Raw genomic sequence first — 24587 nt, forward strand, 5'->3', positions numbered from 1 at the left:
TTAAGTAGAGTGTTTCGCAAAAATTGCTTAAACGTCTCATATCGTCTCAATATACGACAGTCGGGCAAACCAGAAACACTTGTATAACAGCTCTCCCACCCTGAAAAATCGTGTTTTTAACTATATAAAACATAATTGGCACAGCCATTGCCATGAACCTCAATACACCAACAAAAGAGGTTGAATCATGTCGCTTACGAGCCTGCATCCCAACACTATCGCGTTTCTTCAACGAGCTCCGCGCATGCTTATCGGGGGCCGATGGGTTGAAGCCGCCGATGGTCAGACGATGTCCCTACGCAATCCCGCCACAGGTGAAGAACTCTGCGTTGTGCCACGCGCTACGGCTGACGATGTCGATCGAGCTGTGCTGTCTCATCTTTGGGAGGAATTTACTTACGAAACTGAATATGAAGAAGCGCGCATAATCCCTGAAGTTAGACGTTTTACCTTCAGTTCAGCTCCCTATGCGCGGGCTATAAAAGCAGCGCCCGAGATTTAATTCGATGGCAAGGGAAATCGCCACTCGTTTTGGTGACATTCGCTTGGTTTTTTTGCCAGTCGCTACCAGCTGAAAACAGCCAACTGAAGTCTTTGAGAGGTGTCTAAGAAACTAGGGGCGATTCAAACCGGTGGTCAAGTGGAATGCAATTCTCCACAAGGTGAGTTGGGCGGATGCTTACCGAGTCAGTGCGCATGCAACACGCGAAGCATGCGACAGTAGGAAACTTACAGACTGTCGCACGATACTCAAGGGTTCTTCGACCGAGTATCGACCATTGATAGCTCGAGTTTTGGACAATATTTTCACTGTCAACTGATTATTACTCCAAGCCGATAAAAAGCCACCATTTGATGAACATTAAATGGCGGCTATTACGGATGCTCGCTCCTTTTGGTGATGGAGGTAACCTTAGATGCACCGGCTTTGCGCAATTGTTCAAGGAGCACCGCATTTTGAGCTTTCAGATTGGCAACCAAGGTGAGCTCCTCCTCGAGTTCGGCTTGTGCGCTCTGCAAGTCGAGTTCCGTTTTGATGTGTGAATTCTCCAACGCTTGATACTTGGCTTTCCAAACCTCGATCCTCTCTGCATAGGTACGGCGTACACGTATTCGCCCGACGGCTTCTTTCTTCTTTATCGCATCGAGCCACAAGTCGACACGGAAGCTTAGCTCTACCTGTTTGGGGGAGAAAAACGTGCTCTTGCCGATCCCCGCTCGTCGCGCAACCTCGTTCTTGCTGAGCGCTCCACCGTTATACGGATAGATTCCGTCATTGGCCTTGATCTCAACCATTATGTTGTCCATGGCCGCCAGGACCTTGTGTTCGATCTCCGCCGTCCGCTCTTTGCCGCGAGCTAAGGCTGCATCCTTATACTTGTTGGTCATTTCACCCTCACCGCCTCACGAAGCGCAATCAACTCAGGGTTGTCACGCCACATCGCGCCGATGTCCTCGAACCGCGCCAGCTCCTCGTCCAACTGCTCGACTACATTTGCTGCCACCAACAATTGCCTATCAGTCAAGGCTAGATGACCTTCTTTGATCAAGGCGGGTACAAGATCAATGACATCTCGCCGGGCGGTTTTTTCCTCAATCCGGTTGATACAATCAGAACTGCACTGGCATGGAGTTGCCTCTCTCGTGGGCTTAGTGCAGAGCACTCCGGGCTTGACCATCCGGAAGTACTGTCCATTGTTGGTAAGCATCACCGCGAGTTCACGGGCGGAGCCGGCACTCCATTGCAGGCCCTGACGATGGAGCTCTTCCTCTTGGATCTTTATGGTCTTGGTCATATGCGGCAAGGCACCACCGCCATAGCCTCCAAAGGCGGGGGCTCCCCGCTCGGACACTGCAGAATGAAGATCTTCGAGCACGTCCTGACAACGCATGACTCGGAGCTCCCTCGTCACTTTCTCGATCTCCACCTGCAGAGACTTGTCTGTAAGAATGTAGTGTAGTGTCATCGTAATATTGCGATGCCCAAAGAGTTGCATCAGTACGCGAGGGCTGTCGACAATTGCCAAAGCCGCAAGGCGGGCAATGGTTTTGCGAAATCGATGCGCGTGCAGATTTCTACCACCGGGTTTCGAAATCATGCTGAGACGATCGGCAAGCCTCCGAAGGGCATTATTGACGCAAACAAGCTGCTTATCTCGTGCCATTGCGCCAGGACCGAACGACCCCCACAAATGGTTGTTTTTAATCAGCATCTCATCACTTTCATCGTTCCCCTCCCTAAGCCATGCAACTCTCTCGCAAGCTCGAACCAGTCGTGCCTGCTGCGCCAATGCCTCGACCAAAATATCCGGCACTGGCCATTCCCGGTCTTCACCTGCCAGATTTCTACTCAGCTTGTAAGTCTTGCCATTGACGTAAGTTTCACCGTCTCTTTTCTCCTCGACGCAGTTCCGTGGAAGTGTCAGGACCTCTTGGAGGCGACCACCCATTGCCAGTAACGCGACCCAAAGGTGCGCGCTCTGTAAGGTTACTATTAGGACCTGGACGTTTTGCCATGAGCGCGGTAGCCAGTCGTGCTCGTCAATAGCGCCTCTTCTTTCAGCCCTGTGCCCTCCCCTATGTCTTGGCGCAGGGATCCGACAAAGCGGTTGGGTGATTGGGCGCCCCTTCCGATCGCACCAGGCGTTCTGCGAAAAATAGCACTGTAGGCGTTTCGGGAATGCTTGGCTTTTGAGGCTGATCCCACTAATCATTTTAGGCAGAGACTCAGCTAAGGCGATAAGGTTGGGACCGAGATCCTGCACCAACCACAGGACCCCTGCGCCCATCTCGGCCATGTAATCGTCAGGTATTGGCAAGAACGGATTGGCTTTTTCCTCCTTAAGCGTGGGTAACGCAGAGCCTCTCGGGCTCGTCGTTTTCCGCAAAAAGACTCCGATGGGCGCGTCACTCCAAAGATCCTGATCAGCCAACATAGCAATTCTTCTCAGTACAACGCGGAGGTACCTGTTTGAATTTAGTGACCTCAAGTCGTCAGAGTTCAGGCAGCGCACGAGACCCGCTTCACCTAAGTCAACACCTTCGAGCCGCCGCTTAATCCCTTGAGCGATTATGGTCGGCAATCGTTGATAGAGCTCATAGGCGATTGTTGTGACATCAAGAGAACGACCCTGATTACGGATTGATGACTGTCCCATGCGCATCAGCAGAGCATAACGCGTCATCGTCAATACCCCCTCGTCAAGGAGTGTTTCCAGCTCCGCTGCGTGCAAAACCTCACTGGGCAAATATCGGACCAACCGCTCACGCATAAAAACCAACGGTATTTTGGTGTGCCTGCCGCCAATACTGGACTCATCTGTTTTCCACACCCCTATCTCATCACCGTGACCAAGTAGTGCTTGGCAGCGGGCAGCGCTATTGCAATCCAAATACTGCAAGAGTTCCTTCGGAAAGAGTTTTCGAGCTTCGTCGCATTTGCGATCCGACTCCGAGGGCGCGGCGGGGGCTGCATCGGATAGAGGAAGGCCATGATTCAAATCCATACAACCTCCAGTTTATTAGTGGCGAGGTGCACCCCTGGAACTCGATGCGCGCCGCACGCGATAGCCTGCGCCCAATGCTCGCGTGCTTTTTGAACATCATCAGTCGGGAAAAGTTTGAGGGCATCAAGCCCATTGCTTAGCTCTTGAGGTAAATCCGATGTAAGCCAGGCTTCCACTGAAACATGCCTTTGGATCACCTCCAACTCCTCCACCCTCATGGCGATTCCATCAAATGACTCTGGGAGGATAAGGCCTTGTTTGCAAAGCAGGCACCGTTGTATTCCGCATCGCAGGCTGCCATCAGCATCAGGTTGAATATTGGGAGGGGGATGGAGCGGATCTTGGCACGCTATGCCTAAGCGGCTGCGCTCCATAGCACGAAAATCATGAAGACATTTTTCTACTTCAGGCGACATAGCACCGCTTTGCTGTAGGTAGGCGAGGATTGTCACGTCCAATCTTCCCTGACCTAGCTCGACGAATAGTCGGTCAAGGAAGATACGTGCCTGTAGGTTGCGCTCTGCATTGAGAATGTTGTTGTCGACATAGCACTGCGTGGACCGCAGTCGGCTGTGGCTCAATAACCGCATCACTGCTAATACATTGCCCCCACTTTGCCGCCATACATACAAAGCGAAAATGTCGCGAAAGTCTGATGTGGTAATATGTCCAATGGGGGGACACCCCTGCTCTATCCGTTTGCCGTTGATCTGGCTAGTCAGAACTTTTAGGTAAGTAGTCTGCTTATGATCAAGCGAATGGCGGTTGCTTCGGTTTTCATTGAGCCAATCGATGTTTCCGTGCTTACCTATGTAGAGCCAGATACTACGACTTCCTTGTTCCAAGTTTTGGACCAGATGCAATTGCTCAACTAATTCATCGTGAAAATCTCCATCCTTGCACATCTGATCGTATAGATCCCTTTCAACAGCAAGTCTGCTCTGCAATTGCTTACGAAGCGGATCTACGCGCTCAAGCCAGTTGCGAATAATTGGACCTGGTCCCCAAGGAGTTTTCCAAAGGCCGGTAACTACTTGCTCGGTTCCGCCTGCTCTCGTCTTCGGCCCAACTAAAATATATCGACTCTTATCTTGTGGGTGATCGCGCAGAAACAATCCTTCAAATCTGGCATCCAACGCAAACAGTACAGCGGGATTCAGGCCGGTGTTCGCAAGACACATATGAAAGGCAGTATCTACGTCCCACACGTTAGGGAATACAGTTTCACGTAATTTTATAAGACTTAATCTTGTTGAACCCGTAAAGCTTTGGGAGAGCAAACCACCGCGAAGTTGGTCTGAATTCGGTACCGCCAAACCGCAGGTGCGTTGCTTTTCGCTGAAGTAAAGCCATTGTTTCAGCAAATCAGCTTCTTCAGCTGTTTGCGGTACGAAACAATCAGACTGTACTCTATCTATCAACGCCCAACGCCTTCTGACTGCTTCCCAAGACTGTTTCAGCCCCATTCGCAGTGCAGCGATCTGATCCTCAGGTGGGAGATGACGTTCAGGCTTGTTCCCTGCCGGCGTTTGCCAATGCAGTTCTGCCCCCCCTCGCGCTTTCAGAGTGATATTGGCGATACGCAAAAAGTACGTAAACATATCGCCATGAATCCCGGCTTTATATGCATGTTCACGATGAATCCAGGTGAGCTGGCTAACATCCTCAACACGCATGACCGAGTGATCTACTTCCTTGGCTGAACTCTCAACGCTATCCATTAAACGCCACCAAGCACGAAGCGCTTTCGTGTAATTTCTAACGGTTGCTGGCGAAAGACCTGTAAAGATCGCCTGAATTGCCGGTTTCAACTGCCTAATCAGTTTTGGCCTGCCGGTAAATGGACCGTTCCACTTACTGGTGCCAAGACTTTTGTCTTGGCCATCCGCAAAAATTTTCAGATCAACGAGATGGTTCTGGGTTGGATGTTGTGTCCAGAATTGTAGCGCATCTAAAGGAGGAGGCGGCGTAACCAACTCCGGTGTCTCGGCATGGTTATTCTTGAACTCCCATTGATGATCCTTGTTGTATCTTCGAATACTCATGAGTCCGCCTTCTCGTTGGCTTCCCCCAACTCTGCAACCCACCGCTCATGCAAATTAAGATTGATGGCCAGTCGGTCGGAGACCCACTGTAAGTAGATCGTCGTAGTTTCCCGCGATATATGCCTCAGTTGAGGCTGGATTTCGAGCTCGATGATTGAAAGTACATTACTTTGCAGCGACTGCAGAACAACCGTGTCAACTTTAGTTTTGAGCGCCGCCTCCATAAGCTCCCGTAACCCTTCCATACGCCGCCACAGGAGAGTGCATGCCCAATAGTGGCGGGCCATATGTGGTGACCAGCCCTTGGGGTGTAAGACGCTGCGCCAAAATTCGTAGATGTTGTCACCGGTATATCTCTTACCGGTAAGCGGATTGAGAAAAAGCTGAACCGTCTCATCTCGAATCCGTCGTTGCTCTGCAACTGTGCGCCCCTGGCGGACAGACACAGAAAGGGCCTTGGGCCGCTCAAATTCGCGGTACTGGTGCAGCTTCTGCGCCAACGGTAACGGGACGCGAATAATGCCAGCGGGGCCGATCTTGTCGCCATGGTCCCGTCCGTACTCCCGCCCCTTGGTACCGAACTTCACTTCGATTAATACGACCTGATGCTCGTGAGCGGCCTGCGGATTAATGATCCTCCAGAGCGAGGGTTCCTTGGGTAACGTATCGACTCGCCAGCACGCGGCTTCCTCACGTCTAATGGCCGTTTCCAGTATCAACTCTGCGATCAATGCCTCCGTCAAACCTCTAAACTCCCTCATTAGGAGTCTCTCATGCCAAGCGGCAATTTCCTCATCTGAAGGGAAGCCCAAGCGTCGCTTGCATTCACGCAACTTGCCTTGTCTCGCTTTGACCGATTTCGGCTCATGTTCAATCGAATTCAGGGGATTACTTGGTAAATAGGTCCGCGTGACCTTGGGTACTGATAACGGGACTCTCATTCCCTTGTCGGCTGCCCACGTAAGGAACTCCATTGCGACTTCAACACGTACGTTGATAGTTCGCTCAGTAAGCGGTCTGTTGTCACGGGACCAACTGCCCTTGAGCATCTCCGCTTGATACCGACCGATCAGGTCCTGGCTGTACTCGAGAATCATCGGATCTAGGTTCCTGACATCACACCACTCCAAGAAATTACAGAGCCGGTCCGCATAGTTTTTCAAGCTCTTCGAGGAGGGAGGAATTTGGACATACTGAGTGCCGCGTCCACGTGGATCCCATATACCAAGACCCCGATCTATGAGGAACTGGCTACCCCGTCGGTGATAACCAGGGCGCGAGTCGAAAATAGCCGGAATGCCCGAGACCTTCCCATAGCCTGCGCTGGTCAGAAAATCAGGTGACGGGTATACAGGTGCGAAAGAAAACTTTTCTTGGCTACCTGCTTGCATGGTTATTGACCCTATATTTTGCACTCAATTTAACCACTCAACCGCAATAGGTCTGACAAGCAGTTGCATTGAAAGAACTGCCTTGTTCCTCCCTATTGCGGATCATGGTAGACAAATTTCTTGACTCGTTCAGCTGTAATGTCATTCTAGATTTTTACTGTACGCCTATAAATGCAGGGCACTTAAATGACTGATTCTAATGAAATTAGAGATTTGTACGATGAATTCCGCAAAGGAATGCACAAACAAAATCACGGAAAAAACTCAGACCAGGATCGGGATATGGCGGACGTTTTACGGGTACGCTTCTGGTACGAGGGAGTCAGCCAGCGCACCGGAATCAATAAAGCCTATGAACTTGAGCAGCACTTTGAGCCGGAGTCTTTTAGACGACGCGCGGGTAACAATAAGCTGAGCTATCGGTGTAAATGGCAGCGCTATGAAGTTGGTCAACACACTCCCCAAGATCGGCTGGCAAAACGGGTTGATGCACACCTGCCTGGTTCGCAGCAAGAACTGCACCACCCACTTTGGGATTTATTGAAACTAAAACCGCCCTGCAACGCACTCAACGAAACGTTCCTGCAACACCTGAAGCCAGATGTTCTGGCAGTTTTATTTAAAAAAACAAATGAAGCCGATGTGTATTGGCAGCGAGCTAATATTACGAGAGGCCTGATGAAAAAACTGGAGTGCATCGCCAGCCTAGATGCATTGGCTGCACTTATTTGGCTGATGCGCGAAGCTCTATCTAAGGACAACCGAAAAACTACTGAGGAATTAGCGCAAAGTATTTATAAGGTGCTAATCATGCGCAGTATTTGGTGGGAAGAACGAAAGTTGGCTGCTCCACTGGTGGAGCTTTTTATACAACGTATTTTGCCGTTGGGCTCACCGCCAAACCTAATCTTTAGTATGAATACTGAACTTCTGGTTGAAGCATCGACTTTGCTCAATTTAATTGTCCACCAGACCCCAGCAGGTAAACGTGATAAACTAGTCTGGCAACAACGAGTACGCATAATGCGCAAACTACTCAGCGGCGATATGGGTCTTGATGTGCCATTTGCTTTAGCACCTATTTATGTGGCCGCCCCCGGCAAACCAATGATACGAGAAGCTGTGTTAGATACTCTTCAATGGCAGAATCGACTTCGGCAAATTGGATGGGACAACATCTTGTCGAATAAAACCTAGCCTTTCGAGACAACTAAATGGCTAAGCAGCAATGGAGCCATGAATTGTAAGTATTTCGTAGTTGTTTCGTGCAGCAAACCCTATAACTCTGCACTTCATAATAACAGCTAAGATTCAAACTTTGGCAAACGCATCCACTATTTTGAATTTTACGGTACCATTTAAAAATTTCATTTCTACCCCCCTCCCTTGAACACCTTCACACACTTTAGGGAATTCTTACGTGCTACAACTGGCCCTCCGCCCCTATACTGGTCATTCGTGACAGACTAAACAAAAGCGGACATTGTGCGAGCGTTCAGGCGGCCTGCGCTCTATAACTTAACCTGGACACCCTTAACACATCATATAACTTACTCCGATAATGGTGATCAAGTAGCTGTATCACGCCCTACACTTAAGCAATCAACAATAACCACCAAGCTATTTCATAACTATGCAACTAGACCGCCTAATCTAGTGCTTTTTTTGCAGAGAGTGCGGCAATTAAACTAAATATAGCTAAATTCCTTCCACGCATATGTTACAAACCAGCTCCCATAAGAGGATAACCAACATCCGTAGAGTGATTTTTATCCCCACGCCTAAGCAGGTGCACGCCAATGAACACCACCTGGAAGCCACAGACAAAAAAACCGAACGCCAGCAGCCAGAACCCCGAGTGGGAGCACGCCTCGCGCAACGCTTCAGAAAGGGTCTGTTCGTGACCAAGCAGCGGCAGCGGCTTGTCCTTGAGCATGCTCACCAGCGGCACGATCAGTGCCACCAGCACACCCAGCGCCAGCAATGCCGCCGACCAGCCGAGCCAGCCGATCAAACCGAGCGTGCCCGGCAGCATGGCGAACTGGCCGAACGAACCGGCGGCACTGGCAATACCCATGCCCATGCTGCGTTTTTCTGGCGGCACCGCACGCCCGACCACGCCGAGGATCACTGAGAAGGAGGTGCCGGACAGGCCGATCCCGATCAGCAGGCCGGCGCTCAGGGACAAGGTCACCGCCGAGTCGGAAAGCCCCATGCAGACCAACCCCGCCGCGTACAGGACGCCGCCGACCAGCACCACTTTCGCCGCGCCAAAGCGGTCCGCCAGGGCGCCGGTGAAAGGTTGCGCCAGGCCCCAGATCAGGTTCTGCAGGGCGATGGCGAAGGCGAAGACTTCACGCCCCCAGCCGAATTCGGCACTCATCGGCGCCAGGAACAGCCCGAAACCGTGTCGCACCCCGAGGGACAACGCCAGGATCAGCGCACTTCCCAGTAAAACCCAACCGCACGTACGCCACATCGAGGTCATTCTTGTTCTCCATATACGGGTATATACCCGCTTAAAACCGAAAAAACTGACCTCAAGCCAGTTCGTCCAGCAATTTCAATAACGTTTCACGCTTTTCCGCGCCCAGGCGATCGACCAAGCGCTGTTGCGCCGCCTCCCAGGCCGGCAAGGCGGCTTTGAGGCGCTCGGCGCCCGCTTCGGTGAGCAGGACGATACGATTGCGCATGTCTTCGCCCTCGACCAGCGTCACCAGGCCATCACCCTCCAGCACACGCAAGTTGCGCCCCAGGGTACTGCGATCCAGGCCCATGGCTTCGGCGAGGGTGGAGATACTCGGTTGATCCAGGCGCTGCAGGTTGCACAGCAAAGAATACTGCGCAACGTTGATCCCGAAGCCATCGAGAGCGCCGTCGTAATGCCTGCTGACGCCACGGGCGGCGCGACGCAGGTTGATGCATAAACATTGGGATTCGAGCATGGTGCGTGTATATACCCGTGGTTGAATGAAAGCAACTTTATGTTACACCAAACCCCTCTACCTTTAGGAGCGGGCATGCTCGCGATGGACGTCAACGATGACGCTGACTGCCTGACACCCCTCGGTGCTTGTACCTCCATCGCGAGCATGCTCGCTCCTACAGGATTAGCGCCACGCCCACCAGCACTGCTACTTCCAATAGCTCCAGCAGCGCTCCCGCCGTGTCACCTGTCGTGCCGCCCAATCGGCGCAGCATCACCTGCCTCAGCCAGGCAAACAGCAGCGCCGCCAGCAGCAGCGCCCAAACGCCGTTGAACCCAGCGATCAGCACACACAACAAGGCACTGACCGCCAACACCTGCTTGCCCGCCAACCGCGGAAGATGATCGGCCAGAGCCTGGCCCAAACCGCCGGGCCGCACATAAGGCGTGGTCAGGAACAACCCCAGCAACGCACTGCGGCTGATCAAGGGAACAATGATCAGGGCCAGCGCATGCTGCTGTTCGATCAGCGCGACCAACGCGGTAAATTTCAGCAGCAACACCAGCACCAACGTGACCACGGCGATCGGCCCGCTGCGCGGGTCCTTCATGATCGTCAGCGTGCGCTCGCGGTCGCCGAATCCGCCCAGCCATGCATCGGCGCTGTCGGCCAGGCCGTCCAGGTGCAGCGCGCCGCTGAGCAGCACCCAGGCCGTCAGTAGCAGCGCGGCATGGAGCAGCAGTGGCGTGCCCAGCAACAGCCCGTTCAGCGCCCACAGAATCACGCCGAACAGCACACCCACCAGCGGATAAAACAGCAGCGAGCGCCCCAGTTCCTCAGGCGTCGGCATACCCGGTAGACGAATCGGCAGGCTGCTGAGAAATTGCAGGGCGATCCAGAATGGCAACATGTTCAGGATACTTCCCTTAGTACGCCACCGGGTTCGACCGCCAGCGAGAACAGTGCGCCATGCGCCACTTCGACATTGAGCAGTTGCTCGCGGGGCAAGCCCCGGGCGTGGGCCAGCAATAAACGCATGACCCCGCCATGACTGACCAGCAGCACACGCTCTCCGGCGTACGCGCCATGCAAGCGTGCGACCGCCGCGAGTACTCGCGCTGAAAATTCCGCGACCGGTTCACCCTCAGGCGGGGTAAACGAATAAGGATCAGCCCAGAACAAACCCAGGGCCTGGGCGTCGGTTTCCATCAGTGCCGCGGCACTCTGCCCTTCCCAGGCACCGAAGTGCAGTTCCTGCAGGTCTTTGTTCAGCTCGATCGGCAGCCCTGACTGCATCGCCAGTTCTTCGGCGAAGCGCGCACAGCGCTGCAAAGGCGAGCTGACCAGGCGATTCCAGGGCCCCTGCCCCGCCACCGCCTGGCGCATCTGCGCCCAGCCCTTGTCGGTCAGCGCATCGTCGAGGCTGCCGCGCAAGCCGCCACCGAGTTCTGTTTCCCCATGACGCAACAAGTCCAGATGCAGAATCATGCCGGACGGTCCGCGACCGCTGCTTCGGCAAACGTCGCCATCTGCCCGTGCAGCTCGCAGGCCAGGCGCAGCAATGGCACGGCCAACGCAGCGCCACTGCCCTCGCCCAGGCGCAAGCCAAGGTCCAGCAAGGGTTCGGCCTTCAGGGTTTCCAGCACATGACGATGGCCCGGCTCGGCACCGCGATGACCGAACAACAGCCATTGGCGGCACGACGGATTCAAGCGCACCGCGACCAAGGCCGCGACACTGCAGATGAACCCGTCCACCAGCACTGCAACGCCTTGCTGGGCGCACGCCAGGTAGGCGCCGACCAGTGCCGCGACTTCAAAACCGCCCAGATTGAACAAGGTCTGCAACGCATCGCCACGATGAGCGCCGTGCAGCACCAGCGCGCGCTCGATCACTTGCGCTTTACGACTGACACCCGCCGCATCCAGCCCCGTACCCGGCCCGGCCAGATGCACCACCGGGCAATCGAGCAAGGCACAGGCCAGGGCGCTGGCCGCCGTGGTGTTGCCGATGCCCATTTCGCCACCGATGAACAGTTGCGCACCCATCGCAACGGCGCGCTCCACGCTGTCGCGACCGGCCTGCAACGCGCGTTCGCCTTGCGCCGCGGTCATCGCTGGCCCCTGGGCGAAATTCGCCGTGCCAGGGCCGATGTTCAGGTGTCGCACACCCGCCAGGTTCAACGACGGTGTGATGGTGCCCAGGTCGACCACTTCCAGGGAGGCGCCCAACTGCCGCGCCAAGACGCTGATTGCCGCACCGCCGCTGACGAAGTTGAGCAGCATCTGCCCGGTGACTTCCTGGGGATAGGCTGACACTCCTTCGGCCACCACACCATGGTCACCGGCAAAAATCGCGATCCACAACCGCTCCAGACTCGGCTTCACCTGCCCCTGCAGTCCGGCCAGTTGCACCGCCACCGACTCAAGCTGACCGAGTGAGCCGGCCGGCTTGGTCAGTTGCTGTTGACGGGCTTGCGCCTGCTCGACAACCTGGGCGTCGATCGGTTGGCAGGGGTTCAACCACCAGGTTGAGCTCATAAAGCAGTTCCTTTCAAAGTCAGGGGCAGGCCGGCAACGGTCAGGACGACACGCTGACAACGCTCGGCCAGGACTTGATGCAGCCAACCGGCTTCATCGACATAGCGGCGAGTCAATTCGCCCAGCGGCACGACACCCATTCCGGTCTCGTTGCTGACAAAAATGATTTCACCCGGCAACGACGCCAGGCAGTCAAGCAAGGCTTGGCGCTCGGCCACCAGACGCTCGGCGTCATCGAGCATCAGCAGGTTGGTCATCCACAGCGTCAGGCAGTCCACCAGCAGGCAGCGCTCGCTGCTGGCGGTTTCGCGCAGGATGCGGGCCAGTTCCACAGGCTCTTCGATCAACGCCCATTCGGCCGGACGGCGGGCGCGGTGATGGGCGACCCGCTCGTTCATTTCACCGTCCAGCGGTTGGCTGGTGGCGATGTAGGTCACTTGAAGGCCGCTTTCGCTGGCGAGTTTTTCCGCCAGGCGACTTTTCCCAGAGCGGGCACCGCCGAGGATCAGTTGGAGCATGGTTTATTCCATAAAATGTGCAGTGTCATGACGGGCCCCTTCGCGGGCAAGCCCGCTCCCACAGTTGTTTGGGTTGGCCACAAAACTTGAGTACACCCGGTAACCCTGTGGGAGCGGGCTTGCCCGCAAAGGGGCCAGCACAGCCACCTCAAAAACCACAGAGCTCGCGCAACAGCCCGGTATCCAGATGCTTTTCAACCAGATCCGCCAAGCGCTCGATATCCCGCTCGCGCAAGGCGTGGTAATCCACCTCCCGCACATTCTGCAAACCCGCCCATCGCAACAGTGCACTGCACGCCGCAGGGGATTCAAACAGGCCATGTAAATAGGTGCCGAAAATTTGCCCATCGACACTCTGCGCGCCATCGCAGCGACCATCGTCCAGCTGCACGGCGGCATTCTCCAGCGCTGGGCCGGTGGTCACGCCGGCATGGATTTCATAACCGCAAACCTCAGCATTCTCCAGCGCCAGGCGCCCGCGCACATTGCGCAGTTGCTTGTGTTCTTCAAGCTGCGTGGTGAATGCCAGCAGGCCCAGGCCATCACTGGACCCCGGCGCGCCTTCAAGGCCCAGCGGGTCATGCACCTGCTCGCCGAGCATCTGCAGGCCACCGCAGATACCCAGGACTTTTCCGCCATAGCGCAGGTGTCGCGAGATCGCGGCGTCCCAGCCATTGGCGCGCAGATAGGCCAGATCGCTACGCACGCTTTTCGAGCCTGGCAGAATGACCAGGTCGGCCGCTGGAATCGCCTGGCCGGGGCCAATGAACTGCAGGTCCACTTGCGGGTGCAGACGCAGTGGATCGAAATCGGTGTGGTTGCTGATGCGCGGCAGCACCGGCACCACCACCTTCAACAGCTGCCCGGCCTTGTCGGCCTGGCGCTGGTCGATGCCGTCCTCGGCCTCCAGGTGCAGGTCCATTACGTACGGCAGTACGCCGATCACCGGCTTGCCAGTGCGCGCTTCAAGCCAATCGAGACCGGGTTGCAGCAGGGCGATGTCACCGCGAAAACGGTTGATGACGAACCCTTTGACCCGCGCCTGCTCGGAGGGCGACAGCAGTTCCAGGGTGCCCACCAGGTGAGCGAAAACTCCGCCCCGGTTGATGTCGGCTATGAGCACCACCGGGCAATCGACCGCTTCGGCGAAGCCCATGTTGGCGATGTCGCCAGCGCGCAGGTTGATCTCGGCCGGCGAGCCCGCGCCCTCGACCATCACCACTGGATACGCTGAGCTCAAGCGTTCGTGGGACGCCAGCACCGCTTGCATCGCAATGGATTTGTAGTCGTGATAGGCCACGGCATTCATCGTGGTGACTGCACGCCCGTGGATGATCACCTGGGCGCCGGTATCGCTGTTGGGCTTGAGCAGCACCGGGTTCATGTCGGTGTGGGGCTCAAGAAAAGCGGCCTGGGCTTGCACGGCTTGCGCGCGACCAATCTCGCCACCGTCGGCAGTCACCGCGCTATTGAGCGCCATGTTCTGCGGCTTGAACGGCACCACGCTGACACCCTGGCGCGTAACCCAGCGGCACAGGGCCGTCACCAGCGTGCTTTTACCGGCGTCGGATGTGGTGCCCTGCACCATTAAGGTGGTCATTGGCTTTCCCTGGTGAAGGCATCGAACGCGCAGTCGAGGCGTGCCCAGTCGGCTTCATCGCCAGGCAGGCCGAAACGCAGGCTGCTGTTGTGGGTGAACAGGCGCAATAGAATGCCGCGCCGGGCCATGAACTCGTGCAGTACTTCGGCGCGCTCGGTGATCAGCCATTGGAACAAGGCGCACCCGCCTTGGGGCTGGAAGCCGTGCCGGGTCAACAGGGTGGCCAGCCGCGCACTGGCCTCATCGGCGCGCTCGCGCTGTCGAACGTGCCCTTCGGTGTCGCGCAGGCACGCCTGGCCCAGCACACGGGTCGGCCCGCTGACCGCCCACGGCCCGACCTGCTCGGCGAGCAACTTGAGCAACTTGCGCTCAGCCAGGACAAAACCCAGGCGCACGCCGGCCAGGCCGAAAAACTTGCCAAAGGAGCGCAGCACGATCAAGCCTACCTGATGGGCAAACGGCGCCACACTCAGGTGCGGCGTGTTGTCCATGAAGGCCTCGTCCACCACCAGCCAGCCACCGCGCGGGGCCAGGCGCGAATGCCAGTCGAGCAGCCGGGCGGGCGTCAGGCTGAGCCCGGTTGGATTATTCGGGTTGACCACCACCAGCACGTCGAGGCTATCGACGAAGAAGTCGACCTCCTGCTCCAGCACTTCGCGCACGATGTAGCCATTGCGCCGCCACGCCTCGGCATGTTCGGCATAACAGGGTGACAGTACGCCGACCTTGCCCGCCCGCCGCAAACGCGGCAGCAACTGGATGGCCATCTGCGAACCGGCGACCGGCAACGCTTGCAAGGTGCCGTAGTAGTCGCAGGCCGCCTGCTCCAGACCGTCATTGGTTTCCGGCAATCGCGCCCAGGCCCGCTGCGGGATGTCCGGCACTGGAAACGGCCAGGGGGCCAGACCGCTGGACAGGTCAAGCCAATCGGCTTCATCGATGCCGTAATCGTGCGCCGCCTTGCGCAGTCGCCCGCCGTGCTCAAGCATAAAATTCAGACCCCACGCACAGAATCAGCAGCCACAACCATACCCCACGCTGCACCAGTTGCCAGCCGCGGTCGATGGCGTCGGCATCCGCCGGCACGCCCTCGCCCAGCGTCGGGCGCTGATGCAGTTCACCGTGATAAACCGCCGGCCCGCCCAGCTCGACGCCCAACGCACCGGCCCCCGCCGCCATCACCGGACCGGCATTCGGGCTGTCCCAGGTTGGCCCCTGGGTACGCCAACATTTCAATGCCAACCGGGTGCTGCCCAGCAGCGCGTAGGTCAGCGCCACCAGGCGCGCGGGGATGTAATTGAGCACGTCGTCAATTTTCGCCGCCGCCCAGCCAAAACGCTCGAAGCGTTCGTTGCGATAACCCCACATCGCGTCCAGGGTATTGCTCAAACGGTAGAGCACCACGCCGGGCGCACCGGCCACGGCAAACCAGAACAGCGCGGCAAACACCGCGTCGCTGCCGTTTTCCAGCACCGATTCGGTGGCGGCACGGGCCACGGCGGTTTCATCCAGATCACTGGTTTTGCGGCTGACCAGATAACTCACGCGTTGGCGCGCTTGTTCAAGGTCACCGCTGCGCAAGGCCTTGGCCACCGGCGTGACGTGCTCGCCGAGGCTGCGCATGCCCAGGGCGCAATAGAGCGCGAGAATCTCGACGATCCAGCCGACGTAAGGCGCCCAGGAGAGCGCCGTGGCCAACAGGGTCAGCGGCACTACGACGATCACCCACGCGGTGACCCCATGGCTGCGCCAGCCGCGACCGCCACCGTTGAAACGTTGCTCGATGCGCTCGGCAAATCGGCCGAACGCCACCAGCGGATGCCAGCGCTTGGGTTCACCCAGCAGCGCATCCAGCGCTACCGCGGCGACACTCAACAACGCCACACTCATTGACTCACTCCCCAATAGTTTTCGTACAGCAGCTCACTCAACGGACGCGCCTGCGCCCAGCCTTCGAGCACCAGCATCGGCGCCGGATAGAAGGCCTTGACCGGTCCCAGGCAGAGAATGGCCAGGGGCTTGGCGCCAGGTGGCAGGCCCAGCAGGTCCGCCAGGGCTTGCGGTTCGAACAGCGAGACCCAGCCCATGCCCAGCCCTTCGGCGCGGGACGCCAGCCAGAGGTTCTGGATGGCGCAAGACAACGAGGCCAGGTCCATTTCCGGCAGGGTGCGACGACCAAAGATGTGCCGCTCGCGATCGTCCATCAACGCGGCGACCAGCACTTCGGCGCAATCGTTGATGCCCTCGACCTTGAGGTGCATGAATTCGTCGGTGCGCTCACCCAGCGCCTCGGCGGTGCGGATGCGCTCTTCTTCCACCAGCGCCTGGATCTGTCCACGCAAGGCCCGATCGCTGATGCGGATGAACCGCCAGGGCTGCATCAGGCCGACACTCGGCGCCTGATGCGCGGCTTCGAGCAGGCATCGCAGCAGCTCGGGCTCGACCGTGCCGCCGGCGAAGTGACGCATGTCGCGGCGCTCGCCGATGGCGCGGTAGACCGCTGCGCGCTCGGCCGGGCTGAAGGCGTTGTCGGTCATGGCCTTTTCGCGAGCAGGCTCGCTCCCACATTTGATAGGCGTTCCCCTGTGGGAGCGGGCTTGCTCGCGAAGGTGTCCGAACGGTCAGGCGCAAACAAAGCGGCAATCGCTGATGGATTGGACGGAAAATAGAAGTGCACGTAAGAGGCCGTCATCCGCCCCTCACGATAAACCGCTTCGGCCCCGCGCCCGCCGTTAGGACTCAGGCCACGGGCAATCGGAACAAGCTCGGTCGTGGTCAACGAATGGTGATAGGTATGCCCGCGCAAAGCACCTTCCGGCAGCTCAACCGCTTGCAGCGCCAGCGCCGCCAAGCGCTTTTGCATCACCGCATCACCCGCCAGCAAGCCGACCAGTTCCGCGCGCGCACCTTCAACATCGGTCAGCGAATCGAGTAGGTAAAGCATCCCGCCACATTCCGCCAGCAAGGGTTTGCCCGCGGCGTAGTGAGCGCGGATCGCGGCCAGCATCGAGGTGTTTTGCGCCAATGCCACATGGTGCAATTCCGGATAGCCACCCGGCAGGTACAGGCTGTCGGCCTCTGGCAAACCTGCATCACGGATCGGCGAGAAAAACCGCAGCTCAGCACCCATCGCCCGCAGCACATCGAGACTGGCGCCATAGGTAAAGGCAAACGCTTCGTCTCGGGCCACGGCGATGCGCACGCCAGCCAGCAAGGGTTCGACTGTCACCACATCGGGCGCGGCGAATTCCACCGCTGGCGGCAGCGCGACTTCGCAACTGCCGGCCAGGGCCTCGGCCGCCGCATCGAGGCGCACATCCAGGTCATTCAACTCGCTGGCCTGCACCAGGCCAAGGTGTCGACTCGGCAATTCGATCCCGGTCTCCCGTGACAAGGCGCCATACCAGCGCAGGCCTTCGGTCAGGCTGCCTTCGAGCAGTTGCGCGTGGCGCAGGGTGCCCACGCGGTTGGCCAGCACGCCGGCAAACGGCAAGTCCGGCTGATAACGCGCCAGGCCCAGGGCCAGTGCGCCGAAGGTCTGCGCCATGGCGGTGCCGTCGATCACAGCGAGCACCGGCACGCCGAAATGCCGCGCCAGGTCGGCGCTGGACGGCGTACCGTCGAACAGTCCCATGACGCCTTCGATCAGGATCAGGTCAGCGTCGCCGGCGGCCTCCCACAACAGGCGGCGACTGTCCTGCTCGCCGACCATCCACATGTCCAGCTGATATACCGGTGCACCGCTGGCGCGTTCGAGGATCATCGGATCGAGAAAGTCCGGGCCGCACTTGAACACGCGAACCTTACGGCCCTGGTTACGATGCAACCGGGCCAGCGCGGCGGTCACGGTGGTCTTGCCCTGGCCTGACGCCGGCGCAGCAATCAGCACCGCCGGGCAACGTCGAGGCTGGTTCACAGCTCCACGCCTTTTTGCGCCTTGATACCGGCCTGGAAGGCGTGCTTGACCATGCCCATTTCAGTGACGGTATCCGCCAGTTCGACCATCTCCGGCTTGGCACCGCGACCGGTGACCACCACGTGCTGCATGGGCGGACGCACCTGCAAGTCGCTAAGCACCTGATCGAGATCGAGGTAGCCGTGCTTGAGGGCGATGTTCAGTTCGTCCAGCACCACCAGGCCGATGGACGGATCGCGCAGCAGTTGCTGCGACACCGCCCAGGCCGCTTCGGCAGCCGCGATGTCGCGCTGGCGATCCTGGGTCTCCCAGGTGAAGCCCTCGCCCATCACATGAAAACGCACCTGCTCGGGAAAGCGTCGGAAGAACAGCTCTTCACCGGTGCTGTTACGTCCCTTGATGAACTGCACCACGCCGCACTGCATGCCATGCCCCATGGCACGCGCGAGCATGCCGAACGCCGAACTGCTCTTGCCTTTGCCATTGCCGGTCAGCACCAGCAGCAGGCCGCATTCGTTTGGGGAATTGGCGATGCGTTCGTCGATCACCGCCTTTTTGCGCAGCATGCGCGCCAGGTGACGTTCGTCACGATCAGGATGGTCAGACATGGGGAGCTCTCCGTTGAGGCAGGATTAACGGCGGGCAGGCACAAGAATAGACGGCAAGAAGCCTGGCATCGCCCACCGTGATGCCGCTTGGATGGATCAGGCCGGTCTCCGGGCTCATGAGCGGCGTGAAGCCTCGCTGCGCGCCTTCCCGCATCGATATCGACGCAGTGGCTTCAAGCGCAGCGTTCACTCATTTACCGTTGCGGGGGCAGCGCCGGGATCGCAGGGCTTCATCGACTGAAGCGCTCACTCACCGGCTTCCCTGTTTCACTCTGTCGACCCAAGCCACAGAGCACCTGAAACAAGCGGCGAAGGTTAGAGGGTTGGGGGTGGAGCGTCAATTGAAGACAGGGTGCTGGAACGAATAACTGCCAAGCATTCATAAAATGACGTCAATGTTGTGTCACACTCACTTCAGTGATATCAATTTGCCACAATCTCACAACACAATAATAAGGTGAGCCCCATGCAAGGCATGATCATCAGCAATCCGAAGCTGGAATTCCTGCGTCCGGTGCTGGAGCACTGGTTCGACTGTATCGATCGTTATAACGCCGTTCGCGGCGACAACGAGACACCCTACTGGCTCGATGAAAAAGCCAACCTCGGCCTGCTTTCCGCCGCGGCATGGATGGCAGAGATGGTCACGCTGCAACAATCGCCCACGCGCAAACAGACCGAAGAAGGCGAACGCAACGGCCGCGCCGACCTGTTTGTCGCCACCCCCGAAGATCGCGCCTGGCTGCAGGCCACGCAGCGCTGGCCACGCGTTAACAGCCTGAACCTGACCCAGGCCTTGCTGGACATCACCAGCGACGCGAAAAAAATCAGCTACGCCAGCGACCTGAAGATCGGCTGCCTGTTCGTTGCGCCCCACAAGAGCCAGCAAGGCGCCACCCCGGAAGAACTGCAGGACATGGTCGATGACCTGCAAAAGGAGCACTGCTGCGCCGTGGCCTGGTATTTCCCCTATGCCTATCGCAAATTGCGCAATGAAGCCGGTCACTATCACCCAGGTATTGCCGTGTTGCTCAAGGAAGCTCGCGGCTAAAGGTTGAACCATCGGGCTTTGCCGCTTCTCTATGATTTAAGTCACTGCATTCATAGGGAAGGTCAGCAATGCGCACATCCGAGCTGGTTTTCGTCATCGCATTAGCGGGAGGGCTCGTCGCCTGTGGCGAAACCGCCCGCTTGCAAGTCACCGACGGCACCGGGCCGTCCCCCAAGCTCCCCGAACCGAACAAGACACTGTTCCCGACAATGAACATCGCCCCGGCCATTGGCTGGGCAGACGGCGCAAAACCCGTCGCGGCCAGCGGTACTCAGGTCGGCGCCTTTGCCGAGAACCTCGATCATCCGCGCTGGCTTTATGTGCTGCCCAATGGCGACGTGCTGGTTGCCGAAACCAATGCCCCGCCCAAGCCCGATGACAACAAAGGCATCAAGGGCTGGATCACCAAGAAAGTCATGGGGCGCGCCGGCGCTGCGGTGCCGAGCGCGAATCGCATCACACTGCTGCGAGATGGCAACCACGATGGCATTGCCGAAACCCGCACGGTATTCCTGGAAAACCTCAACTCGCCCTTCGGCATGACCCTGGTCGGCAATGACCTGTACGTTGCCGACACCGACCGGCTGTTGCGCTTTCGCTATGAAATCGGTGACACGGCAATCAAGTCCCAGCCGATCAAAGTCGTCGACCTGCCGGGCGGGACCCTGAATCACCACTGGACCAAGAACGTCATCGCCAGCAAGGACGGCAGCAAGCTGTATGTCACGGTGGGCTCCAACAGCAACGTCGGCGAAAACGGCATGGACCAGGAGCAAGGGCGCGCGGCGATCTGGGAAGTGGATCGCGCCACCGGCAACCACAGGATCTTCGCTTCAGGCCTGCGTAACCCCAACGGCATGGCCTGGGAGCCACAAAGCGGTGCGCTGTGGACGGCCGTGAATGAGCGGGACGAAATCGGCAGCGACCTGGTGCCGGACTACATCACCTCGGTGAAAGACGGCGCCTTCTATGGCTGGCCATTCAGTTATTACGGCCAGCACGTCGACGAGCGTGTCGACCCGCAAAACCCCGACCTGGTGGCCAGGGCGATTGCTCCGGACTACGCGGTAGGCCCTCACACCGCCTCACTGGGCCTGACGTTTGCCGAAGGCAGCCGGTTGCCAGCGCAATTCAAGGAAGGCGCATTCATCGGCCAGCATGGCTCGTGGAACCGCAAGCCGCACAGCGGTTACAAAGTGATTTTCGTGCCCTTCAGCGGTGGCAAGCCAAGCGGGCAACCGGTGGATGTGCTCACCGGGTTCCTCAATGACGAGGAAAAAGCCATGGGCCGGCCAGTGGGCGTGGTGATCGATCAGCAAGGTGCCCTGCTGGTGGCCGACGATGTGGGGAATAAGGTGTGGCGAGTATCGGCGGCTAAATAAACGTCAAAAGATCGCAGCCTTCGGCAGCTCCTACATTGAAAGGTGTACACCCTGTAGGAGCTGCCGCAGGCTGCGATCTTTAGCGTTTACGACAGAGCGTCAGCCCATCCCCCAACGGCAACAGCGACAGATCCACCCGCGCGTCATCCTTCAGGGCGCGATTCAGCGCCTGGATGGCGCGGGTATCGGAGCTCTCGGGATTATCCTCAAGCACCCGGCCACTCCACAGGGTGTTATCGAACACCGCCAGCCCACCGTTGCGCAACAGACGAAGCGCCTGCTCCAGGTACGCCGGATAGTTGGCCTTGTCGGCATCGATGAAAATCAAATCAAACTGGCCTGGCTGATTCAGCGCGCCCAGGGTTTCCAGCGCAGGCCCCAGCCGCAGATCGATGCGCCCGGAGAGGCCGGCCTCCTGCCAATAGCGGTGCGCGATGGCGTTGTAATCCCCGGGAATGTCACAGCAAATCAGCGAACCGTCAGTCGGCAATGCCGCTGCCATGCACAGGGCGCTGTAACCGGTGAAGGTGCCGACTTCCAGCACACGCCTCGCGCCGGTGAGCTTCACCAGCAACGCGAGAAACTGCCCCTGTTCCGGCGCCACCTGCCAGCGCGCCATGGGCAGCGCCTGGGTTTCATCGCGCAAGCGCTTGAGCAGCGGGGTTTCGCGCAGGGAGACGTCGAGCAGGTACTGATAGAGCGAATCGTCGAGATTGAGCGTGCGGGCGGTCATGGCATCACCCTCTGGCGGTTACGGGTTGCGCGCCAAATGCTCGGGTTGCAGGACGCGCTTGGCACTCAGGTAGGCTCTTTGCCAATAAGCCTTGGACAAGCTGTCGAGCTTGACCGTGCCACCGGTAGCCGGCGCATGCACGAAGCGGCCTTCGCCGACATAGATGCCGGCATGGCTGACCTGGGAACCACCGTTGGTGGCGAAGAAGATCAGGTCACCTGTTTGCAGGCCTTCCTTGCCGACATTGGCCGCTTGCATGGAGATCATTTCACGGGTGGTGCGGGGCAAGGAAATACCGGCCATATCACGGTAGACGTAAGCAATCAGGCCACTGCAATCAAATCCGGAGTCCGGCGTGTTGCCGCCCCAGCGATAAGGCGTCCCGACCAGCCCCAACGCGCGAAACAGCACGTCTTGCGCTTCTGGAGAAAAGTCCTGGGAGGGCGCGAATACGACGGGCGTGCGAACTACCGGCGCAGGTGGCGGTGTACGGCTGGCACAGGCACTGAGCAGCGCTGCGAACAGCATGATTGCGAGGCGGGCCGACATCGTCATAAGCAGAGCATCCTGATCAGGCTGCGGCTAATTTCTGCGGGAGCGCAGAAAAGAAAACCGCCTGCGGATCACGCAGGCGGTTTGCCATCATTCATGAATCAGAATTTTAGCGCTTATCAGGCAAACTTCAAGTAAGACTTTAAGTTCGCCTTACGAAATGTGCGCTTACTTGCGAGCAGTGACGATTGGCGCCGCTGCAGGAGCCATGGCGAGTGCTCGCTTGGCTTCGATGAAGGTCTTGCTCCAGTAGCTGTCACCGAGGTTGTCGATGCGCACACCACCGCTTTTGCGGCTGCTGGAGTGAATGAACTGATTGTCACCCAGGTAGATCCCGGCATGACTGACGCGACCGCGACGACCGTTGGTGGCGAAGAACAGCAGGTCACCTGGCTCAAGTTTACTGCGCGATACCAGCGGCGCATCAACGTTGATCATTTCGCGGGTGGAGCGTGGCAGGTTCATGCCCGCTTCTTCACGGAACAGGTAACCGATGAAACCGCTGCAATCGAAACCGGCTTCGGAGGTACCGCCGAAACGGTAACGGGTACCGATCAGGGACATGCCGCGTTCGAGGATGCTGTCGGCCAGAACCGGAAGCTGGTACGACTTGCCGTCGGCGAAGCTGGCCAGTTCTTTTTCAGTAGCCGCTTCTTCGAGCTCAAACGCTTGCTTATAGAGAGCGGAAGACTGGGCGGTACCGGAATGTTGAACCTGCTGTTGTTGCGCTTGCTCGGACACTGGCGTGTGGGCAGCGCAACCGAACAACAGGGTAACGAGTGCGAGGGGCACGAGGGGTGCAAAGCGATTTAGCATGGGCACGACCGTGGCTGAATTAGTTATCAAGAGCCGCGACTATGCCTTCTATCATTCTCATTTGCAAATTCAATCGAACTTTTTGTGACTTCTTGGTTTCCCGCTGACATCTAAGCGCTAAAGCCCATTCCAGACACTTGCGCAGCCTGCTCCCATCAGGAAAGCGGATTTTCTGACGCCTTGAATCTGTCAAAATTCGCTGCAAGCCCTGAATTTACGGGACCTGGCTACCAGCCCAGGGTTTCTTTCAGGAACGGGATGGTCAACTTGCGCTGCGCTTGGAGAGAGGCCTGGTCGAGTTGCTCAAGCAGTTCGAACAAGGCACTCATGCTGCGGGTACCGCGGGTCAGGATGAAGTGCCCGACCTCGTCGGTCAGGTGCAGGCCGCGGCGAGATGCACGCAGCTGCAAGGCACGCAACTTGTCTTCGTCTGAGAGTGGGCGCATCTGGAATATCAGCGCCAGGGTCAGGCGCGACTTGAGGTCCGCCAGCTTTACCGGCAGCTCGCGTGGCGAAGTCGACGCGGCAATCAGCAGGCGCCGACCACTGTCGCGCAGGCGGTTGAACAGGTGGAACAACGCTTCTTCCCAGTCCGCCTTGCCCGCCACCGCCTGCAAGTCGTCCAGGCAGACCAGTTCGTATTGCTCGAGGTTGTCGAGGATCTCGATGCCGCGATCCATCAACTCGGCCAGCGGCAGGTACACCGCTGGTTCACCCATCTGTTCGAAGCGCAGGCACGCGGCCTGCAACAGATGCGTACGCCCTACCCCATGCTTGCCCCACAGGTAGATCAGGCTTTCGGTCCAGCCGGCGTCGGCTTCGCACAGCCGCTCGACATAGCCGAGTGCAGCGGCATTGGCGCCTGGGTAGTAGTTGATGAAGGTGGCGTCGTCACGCAGACGCACACCTAGGGGCAGCTGAATCGGTTTCATGCTGACTGAACAGTTCCAAAGGAACCGTTAGTGGCCTCTGTGTAAAGTTTGCGAAGTTTATACCCGTGAA

23 protein-coding genes, 1 pseudogene and 1 riboswitch are annotated in these 24587 nt (G+C 58.1%); of the genes and pseudogenes, 4 read left to right on the plus strand and 20 right to left on the minus strand.

Features of this window, described 5'->3' with window-relative positions:
• Positions 1 to 187: 187 nt before the first annotated feature.
• Positions 188 to 376, plus strand: a pseudogene (locus tag CGA21_RS14640) (aldehyde dehydrogenase); the annotation flags it as partial.
• A 500-nt stretch (positions 377 to 876) separates the two neighbouring features.
• Here the strand turns inward: CGA21_RS14640 and CGA21_RS14645 are convergent.
• From CGA21_RS14645 to CGA21_RS14660, 4 genes are read right to left on the minus strand one after another with little or no spacing between them, the layout of a single operon-like run.
• Entirely contained in the window at positions 877 to 1389 is a 513-nt protein-coding gene (locus CGA21_RS14645; protein WP_188264457.1) for a hypothetical protein, read from the minus strand.
• Positions 1386 to 3506 (minus strand): hypothetical protein, encoded by a 2121-nt coding sequence (locus CGA21_RS14650; protein WP_188264458.1) that lies wholly within the window; start codon positions 3504 to 3506, stop codon positions 1386 to 1388. The genes CGA21_RS14645 and CGA21_RS14650 overlap by 4 nt, the downstream gene beginning before the upstream one ends.
• On the minus strand, positions 3497 to 5551 hold the full coding sequence (locus tag CGA21_RS14655; protein WP_188264459.1) for a hypothetical protein: 2055 nt from the start codon (positions 5549 to 5551) through the stop codon (positions 3497 to 3499). Before CGA21_RS14655 ends, CGA21_RS14650 begins: the two co-directional genes overlap by 10 nt.
• A complete protein-coding gene (locus CGA21_RS14660) occupies positions 5548 to 6648 on the minus strand; it encodes a hypothetical protein (RefSeq protein WP_223194137.1) in 1101 nt (366 codons plus the stop codon). The genes CGA21_RS14655 and CGA21_RS14660 overlap by 4 nt, the downstream gene beginning before the upstream one ends.
• A 480-nt stretch (positions 6649 to 7128) precedes the next feature.
• Here CGA21_RS14660 and CGA21_RS14665 point away from each other — a divergent pair, with 480 nt between their 5' ends.
• Positions 7129 to 8139, plus strand: coding sequence for a hypothetical protein (locus CGA21_RS14665; RefSeq protein ID WP_188264461.1), 1011 nt, complete (start codon positions 7129 to 7131; stop codon positions 8137 to 8139).
• A 523-nt stretch (positions 8140 to 8662) separates the two neighbouring features.
• On the opposite strand, the gene CGA21_RS14670 is transcribed toward CGA21_RS14665, so the two are convergent.
• The 12 genes from CGA21_RS14670 to cobO all read right to left on the minus strand — a co-directional run bounded on the left by CGA21_RS14670 (position 8663) and on the right by cobO (position 19051).
• Positions 8663 to 9430, minus strand: a complete 768-nt coding sequence (locus CGA21_RS14670) for an MFS transporter (protein WP_262927134.1) — start codon at positions 9428 to 9430, stop codon at positions 8663 to 8665.
• Between the two features lie 52 nt (positions 9431 to 9482).
• Positions 9483 to 9887 carry a MarR family winged helix-turn-helix transcriptional regulator gene (locus tag CGA21_RS14675; protein WP_020800345.1) on the minus strand — a complete coding sequence of 135 codons (405 nt, stop codon included), beginning with the start codon at positions 9885 to 9887 and terminating at the stop codon, positions 9483 to 9485.
• Between the two features lie 157 nt (positions 9888 to 10044).
• The gene (locus CGA21_RS14680) at positions 10045 to 10779 is read right to left on the minus strand and encodes an adenosylcobinamide-GDP ribazoletransferase (RefSeq protein ID WP_110746361.1); all 735 of its coding nucleotides are present in this window, start codon (positions 10777 to 10779) and stop codon (positions 10045 to 10047) included.
• A 2-nt stretch (positions 10780 to 10781) separates the two neighbouring features.
• Positions 10782 to 11357 (minus strand): alpha-ribazole phosphatase family protein, encoded by a 576-nt coding sequence (gene cobC, locus CGA21_RS14685; RefSeq protein ID WP_188264462.1) that lies wholly within the window; start codon positions 11355 to 11357, stop codon positions 10782 to 10784.
• Positions 11354 to 12409 carry a nicotinate-nucleotide--dimethylbenzimidazole phosphoribosyltransferase gene (cobT, locus tag CGA21_RS14690; RefSeq protein WP_188264463.1) on the minus strand — a complete coding sequence of 352 codons (1056 nt, stop codon included), beginning with the start codon at positions 12407 to 12409 and terminating at the stop codon, positions 11354 to 11356. Before cobT ends, cobC begins: the two co-directional genes overlap by 4 nt.
• The gene (gene cobU / locus CGA21_RS14695; RefSeq protein WP_188264464.1) at positions 12406 to 12927 is read right to left on the minus strand and encodes a bifunctional adenosylcobinamide kinase/adenosylcobinamide-phosphate guanylyltransferase; all 522 of its coding nucleotides are present in this window, start codon (positions 12925 to 12927) and stop codon (positions 12406 to 12408) included. Before cobU ends, cobT begins: the two co-directional genes overlap by 4 nt.
• Positions 12928 to 13075: 148 nt before the next feature.
• The gene (locus CGA21_RS14700) at positions 13076 to 14527 is read right to left on the minus strand and encodes a cobyric acid synthase (RefSeq protein ID WP_188264465.1); all 1452 of its coding nucleotides are present in this window, start codon (positions 14525 to 14527) and stop codon (positions 13076 to 13078) included.
• Positions 14524 to 15516 carry a threonine-phosphate decarboxylase CobD gene (gene cobD / locus CGA21_RS14705; RefSeq protein WP_110746352.1) on the minus strand — a complete coding sequence of 331 codons (993 nt, stop codon included), beginning with the start codon at positions 15514 to 15516 and terminating at the stop codon, positions 14524 to 14526. Before cobD ends, CGA21_RS14700 begins: the two co-directional genes overlap by 4 nt.
• Positions 15509 to 16417 carry an adenosylcobinamide-phosphate synthase CbiB gene (cbiB, locus tag CGA21_RS14710; protein ID WP_188264466.1) on the minus strand — a complete coding sequence of 303 codons (909 nt, stop codon included), beginning with the start codon at positions 16415 to 16417 and terminating at the stop codon, positions 15509 to 15511. Before cbiB ends, cobD begins: the two co-directional genes overlap by 8 nt.
• On the minus strand, positions 16414 to 17064 hold the full coding sequence (gene bluB / locus CGA21_RS14715) for a 5,6-dimethylbenzimidazole synthase (protein WP_188264467.1): 651 nt from the start codon (positions 17062 to 17064) through the stop codon (positions 16414 to 16416). The genes cbiB and bluB overlap by 4 nt, the downstream gene beginning before the upstream one ends.
• Complete coding sequence (locus tag CGA21_RS14720) at positions 17061 to 18443, minus strand: cobyrinate a,c-diamide synthase (protein WP_110746347.1); 1383 nt, start codon at positions 18441 to 18443, stop codon at positions 17061 to 17063. Before CGA21_RS14720 ends, bluB begins: the two co-directional genes overlap by 4 nt.
• Positions 18440 to 19051, minus strand: a complete 612-nt coding sequence (cobO, locus tag CGA21_RS14725; protein WP_188264468.1) for a cob(I)yrinic acid a,c-diamide adenosyltransferase — start codon at positions 19049 to 19051, stop codon at positions 18440 to 18442. Before cobO ends, CGA21_RS14720 begins: the two co-directional genes overlap by 4 nt.
• 81 nt (positions 19052 to 19132) lie before the next feature.
• Positions 19133 to 19366: riboswitch (cobalamin riboswitch) on the minus strand.
• A gap of 151 nt (positions 19367 to 19517) precedes the next feature.
• On the opposite strand from cobO, the gene CGA21_RS14730 reads away from it, so the two are divergent.
• Both CGA21_RS14730 and CGA21_RS14735 read left to right on the plus strand, forming a co-directional pair.
• Positions 19518 to 20102 carry a hypothetical protein gene (locus CGA21_RS14730; protein WP_110746344.1) on the plus strand — a complete coding sequence of 195 codons (585 nt, stop codon included), beginning with the start codon at positions 19518 to 19520 and terminating at the stop codon, positions 20100 to 20102.
• 68 nt (positions 20103 to 20170) lie between these two features.
• Complete coding sequence (locus CGA21_RS14735; RefSeq protein WP_188264469.1) at positions 20171 to 21484, plus strand: PQQ-dependent sugar dehydrogenase; 1314 nt, start codon at positions 20171 to 20173, stop codon at positions 21482 to 21484.
• A 79-nt stretch (positions 21485 to 21563) separates the two neighbouring features.
• On the opposite strand, the gene CGA21_RS14740 is transcribed toward CGA21_RS14735, so the two are convergent.
• From CGA21_RS14740 to hda, 4 genes are all read right to left on the minus strand, one after another.
• Positions 21564 to 22217, minus strand: coding sequence for an O-methyltransferase (locus CGA21_RS14740; protein WP_188264470.1), 654 nt, complete (start codon positions 22215 to 22217; stop codon positions 21564 to 21566).
• A gap of 18 nt (positions 22218 to 22235) precedes the next feature.
• Entirely contained in the window at positions 22236 to 22772 is a 537-nt protein-coding gene (locus CGA21_RS14745) for a C40 family peptidase (RefSeq protein ID WP_188264471.1), read from the minus strand.
• A gap of 165 nt (positions 22773 to 22937) precedes the next feature.
• Positions 22938 to 23585: a C40 family peptidase gene (locus CGA21_RS14750; RefSeq protein ID WP_110746338.1), complete on the minus strand. Its 648-nt coding sequence runs from the start codon at positions 23583 to 23585 to the stop codon at positions 22938 to 22940.
• 227 nt (positions 23586 to 23812) lie between these two features.
• Positions 23813 to 24517, minus strand: coding sequence for a DnaA regulatory inactivator Hda (hda, locus tag CGA21_RS14755; RefSeq protein ID WP_008063324.1), 705 nt, complete (start codon positions 24515 to 24517; stop codon positions 23813 to 23815).
• Between the last annotated feature and the right edge of the window lie 70 nt (positions 24518 to 24587).

It is taken from the genome of Pseudomonas sp. PSB11 (genome assembly GCF_014596605.1).
Classification (GTDB): Bacteria; Pseudomonadota; Gammaproteobacteria; order Pseudomonadales; family Pseudomonadaceae; genus Aquipseudomonas; species Aquipseudomonas umsongensis.

Coding starts and splice junctions, on each gene's coding strand:
- CGA21_RS14645 (WP_188264457.1), bottom strand. CDS start 1,389: ATGACCAACAAGTATAAGGATGCAGCCTTAGCTCGCGGCAAAGAGCGG.
- CGA21_RS14650 (WP_188264458.1), bottom strand. CDS start 3,506: ATGGATTTGAATCATGGCCTTCCTCTATCCGATGCAGCCCCCGCCGCG.
- CGA21_RS14655 (WP_188264459.1), bottom strand. CDS start 5,551: ATGAGTATTCGAAGATACAACAAGGATCATCAATGGGAGTTCAAGAAT.
- CGA21_RS14660 (WP_223194137.1), bottom strand. CDS start 6,648: ATGATTCTCGAGTACAGCCAGGACCTGATCGGTCGGTATCAAGCGGAG.
- CGA21_RS14665 (WP_188264461.1), top strand. CDS start 7,129: ATGACTGATTCTAATGAAATTAGAGATTTGTACGATGAATTCCGCAAA.
- CGA21_RS14670 (WP_262927134.1), bottom strand. CDS start 9,430: ATGACCTCGATGTGGCGTACGTGCGGTTGGGTTTTACTGGGAAGTGCG.
- CGA21_RS14675 (WP_020800345.1), bottom strand. CDS start 9,887: ATGCTCGAATCCCAATGTTTATGCATCAACCTGCGTCGCGCCGCCCGT.
- CGA21_RS14680 (WP_110746361.1), bottom strand. CDS start 10,779: ATGTTGCCATTCTGGATCGCCCTGCAATTTCTCAGCAGCCTGCCGATT.
- cobC (WP_188264462.1), bottom strand. CDS start 11,357: ATGATTCTGCATCTGGACTTGTTGCGTCATGGGGAAACAGAACTCGGT.
- cobT (WP_188264463.1), bottom strand. CDS start 12,409: ATGAGCTCAACCTGGTGGTTGAACCCCTGCCAACCGATCGACGCCCAG.
- cobU (WP_188264464.1), bottom strand. CDS start 12,927: ATGCTCCAACTGATCCTCGGCGGTGCCCGCTCTGGGAAAAGTCGCCTG.
- CGA21_RS14700 (WP_188264465.1), bottom strand. CDS start 14,527: ATGACCACCTTAATGGTGCAGGGCACCACATCCGACGCCGGTAAAAGC.
- cobD (WP_110746352.1), bottom strand. CDS start 15,516: ATGCTTGAGCACGGCGGGCGACTGCGCAAGGCGGCGCACGATTACGGC.
- cbiB (WP_188264466.1), bottom strand. CDS start 16,417: ATGAGTGTGGCGTTGTTGAGTGTCGCCGCGGTAGCGCTGGATGCGCTG.
- bluB (WP_188264467.1), bottom strand. CDS start 17,064: ATGACCGACAACGCCTTCAGCCCGGCCGAGCGCGCAGCGGTCTACCGC.
- cobO (WP_188264468.1), bottom strand. CDS start 19,051: ATGTCTGACCATCCTGATCGTGACGAACGTCACCTGGCGCGCATGCTG.
- CGA21_RS14730 (WP_110746344.1), top strand. CDS start 19,518: ATGCAAGGCATGATCATCAGCAATCCGAAGCTGGAATTCCTGCGTCCG.
- CGA21_RS14735 (WP_188264469.1), top strand. CDS start 20,171: ATGCGCACATCCGAGCTGGTTTTCGTCATCGCATTAGCGGGAGGGCTC.
- CGA21_RS14740 (WP_188264470.1), bottom strand. CDS start 22,217: ATGACCGCCCGCACGCTCAATCTCGACGATTCGCTCTATCAGTACCTG.
- CGA21_RS14745 (WP_188264471.1), bottom strand. CDS start 22,772: ATGACGATGTCGGCCCGCCTCGCAATCATGCTGTTCGCAGCGCTGCTC.
- CGA21_RS14750 (WP_110746338.1), bottom strand. CDS start 23,585: ATGCTAAATCGCTTTGCACCCCTCGTGCCCCTCGCACTCGTTACCCTG.
- hda (WP_008063324.1), bottom strand. CDS start 24,517: ATGAAACCGATTCAGCTGCCCCTAGGTGTGCGTCTGCGTGACGACGCC.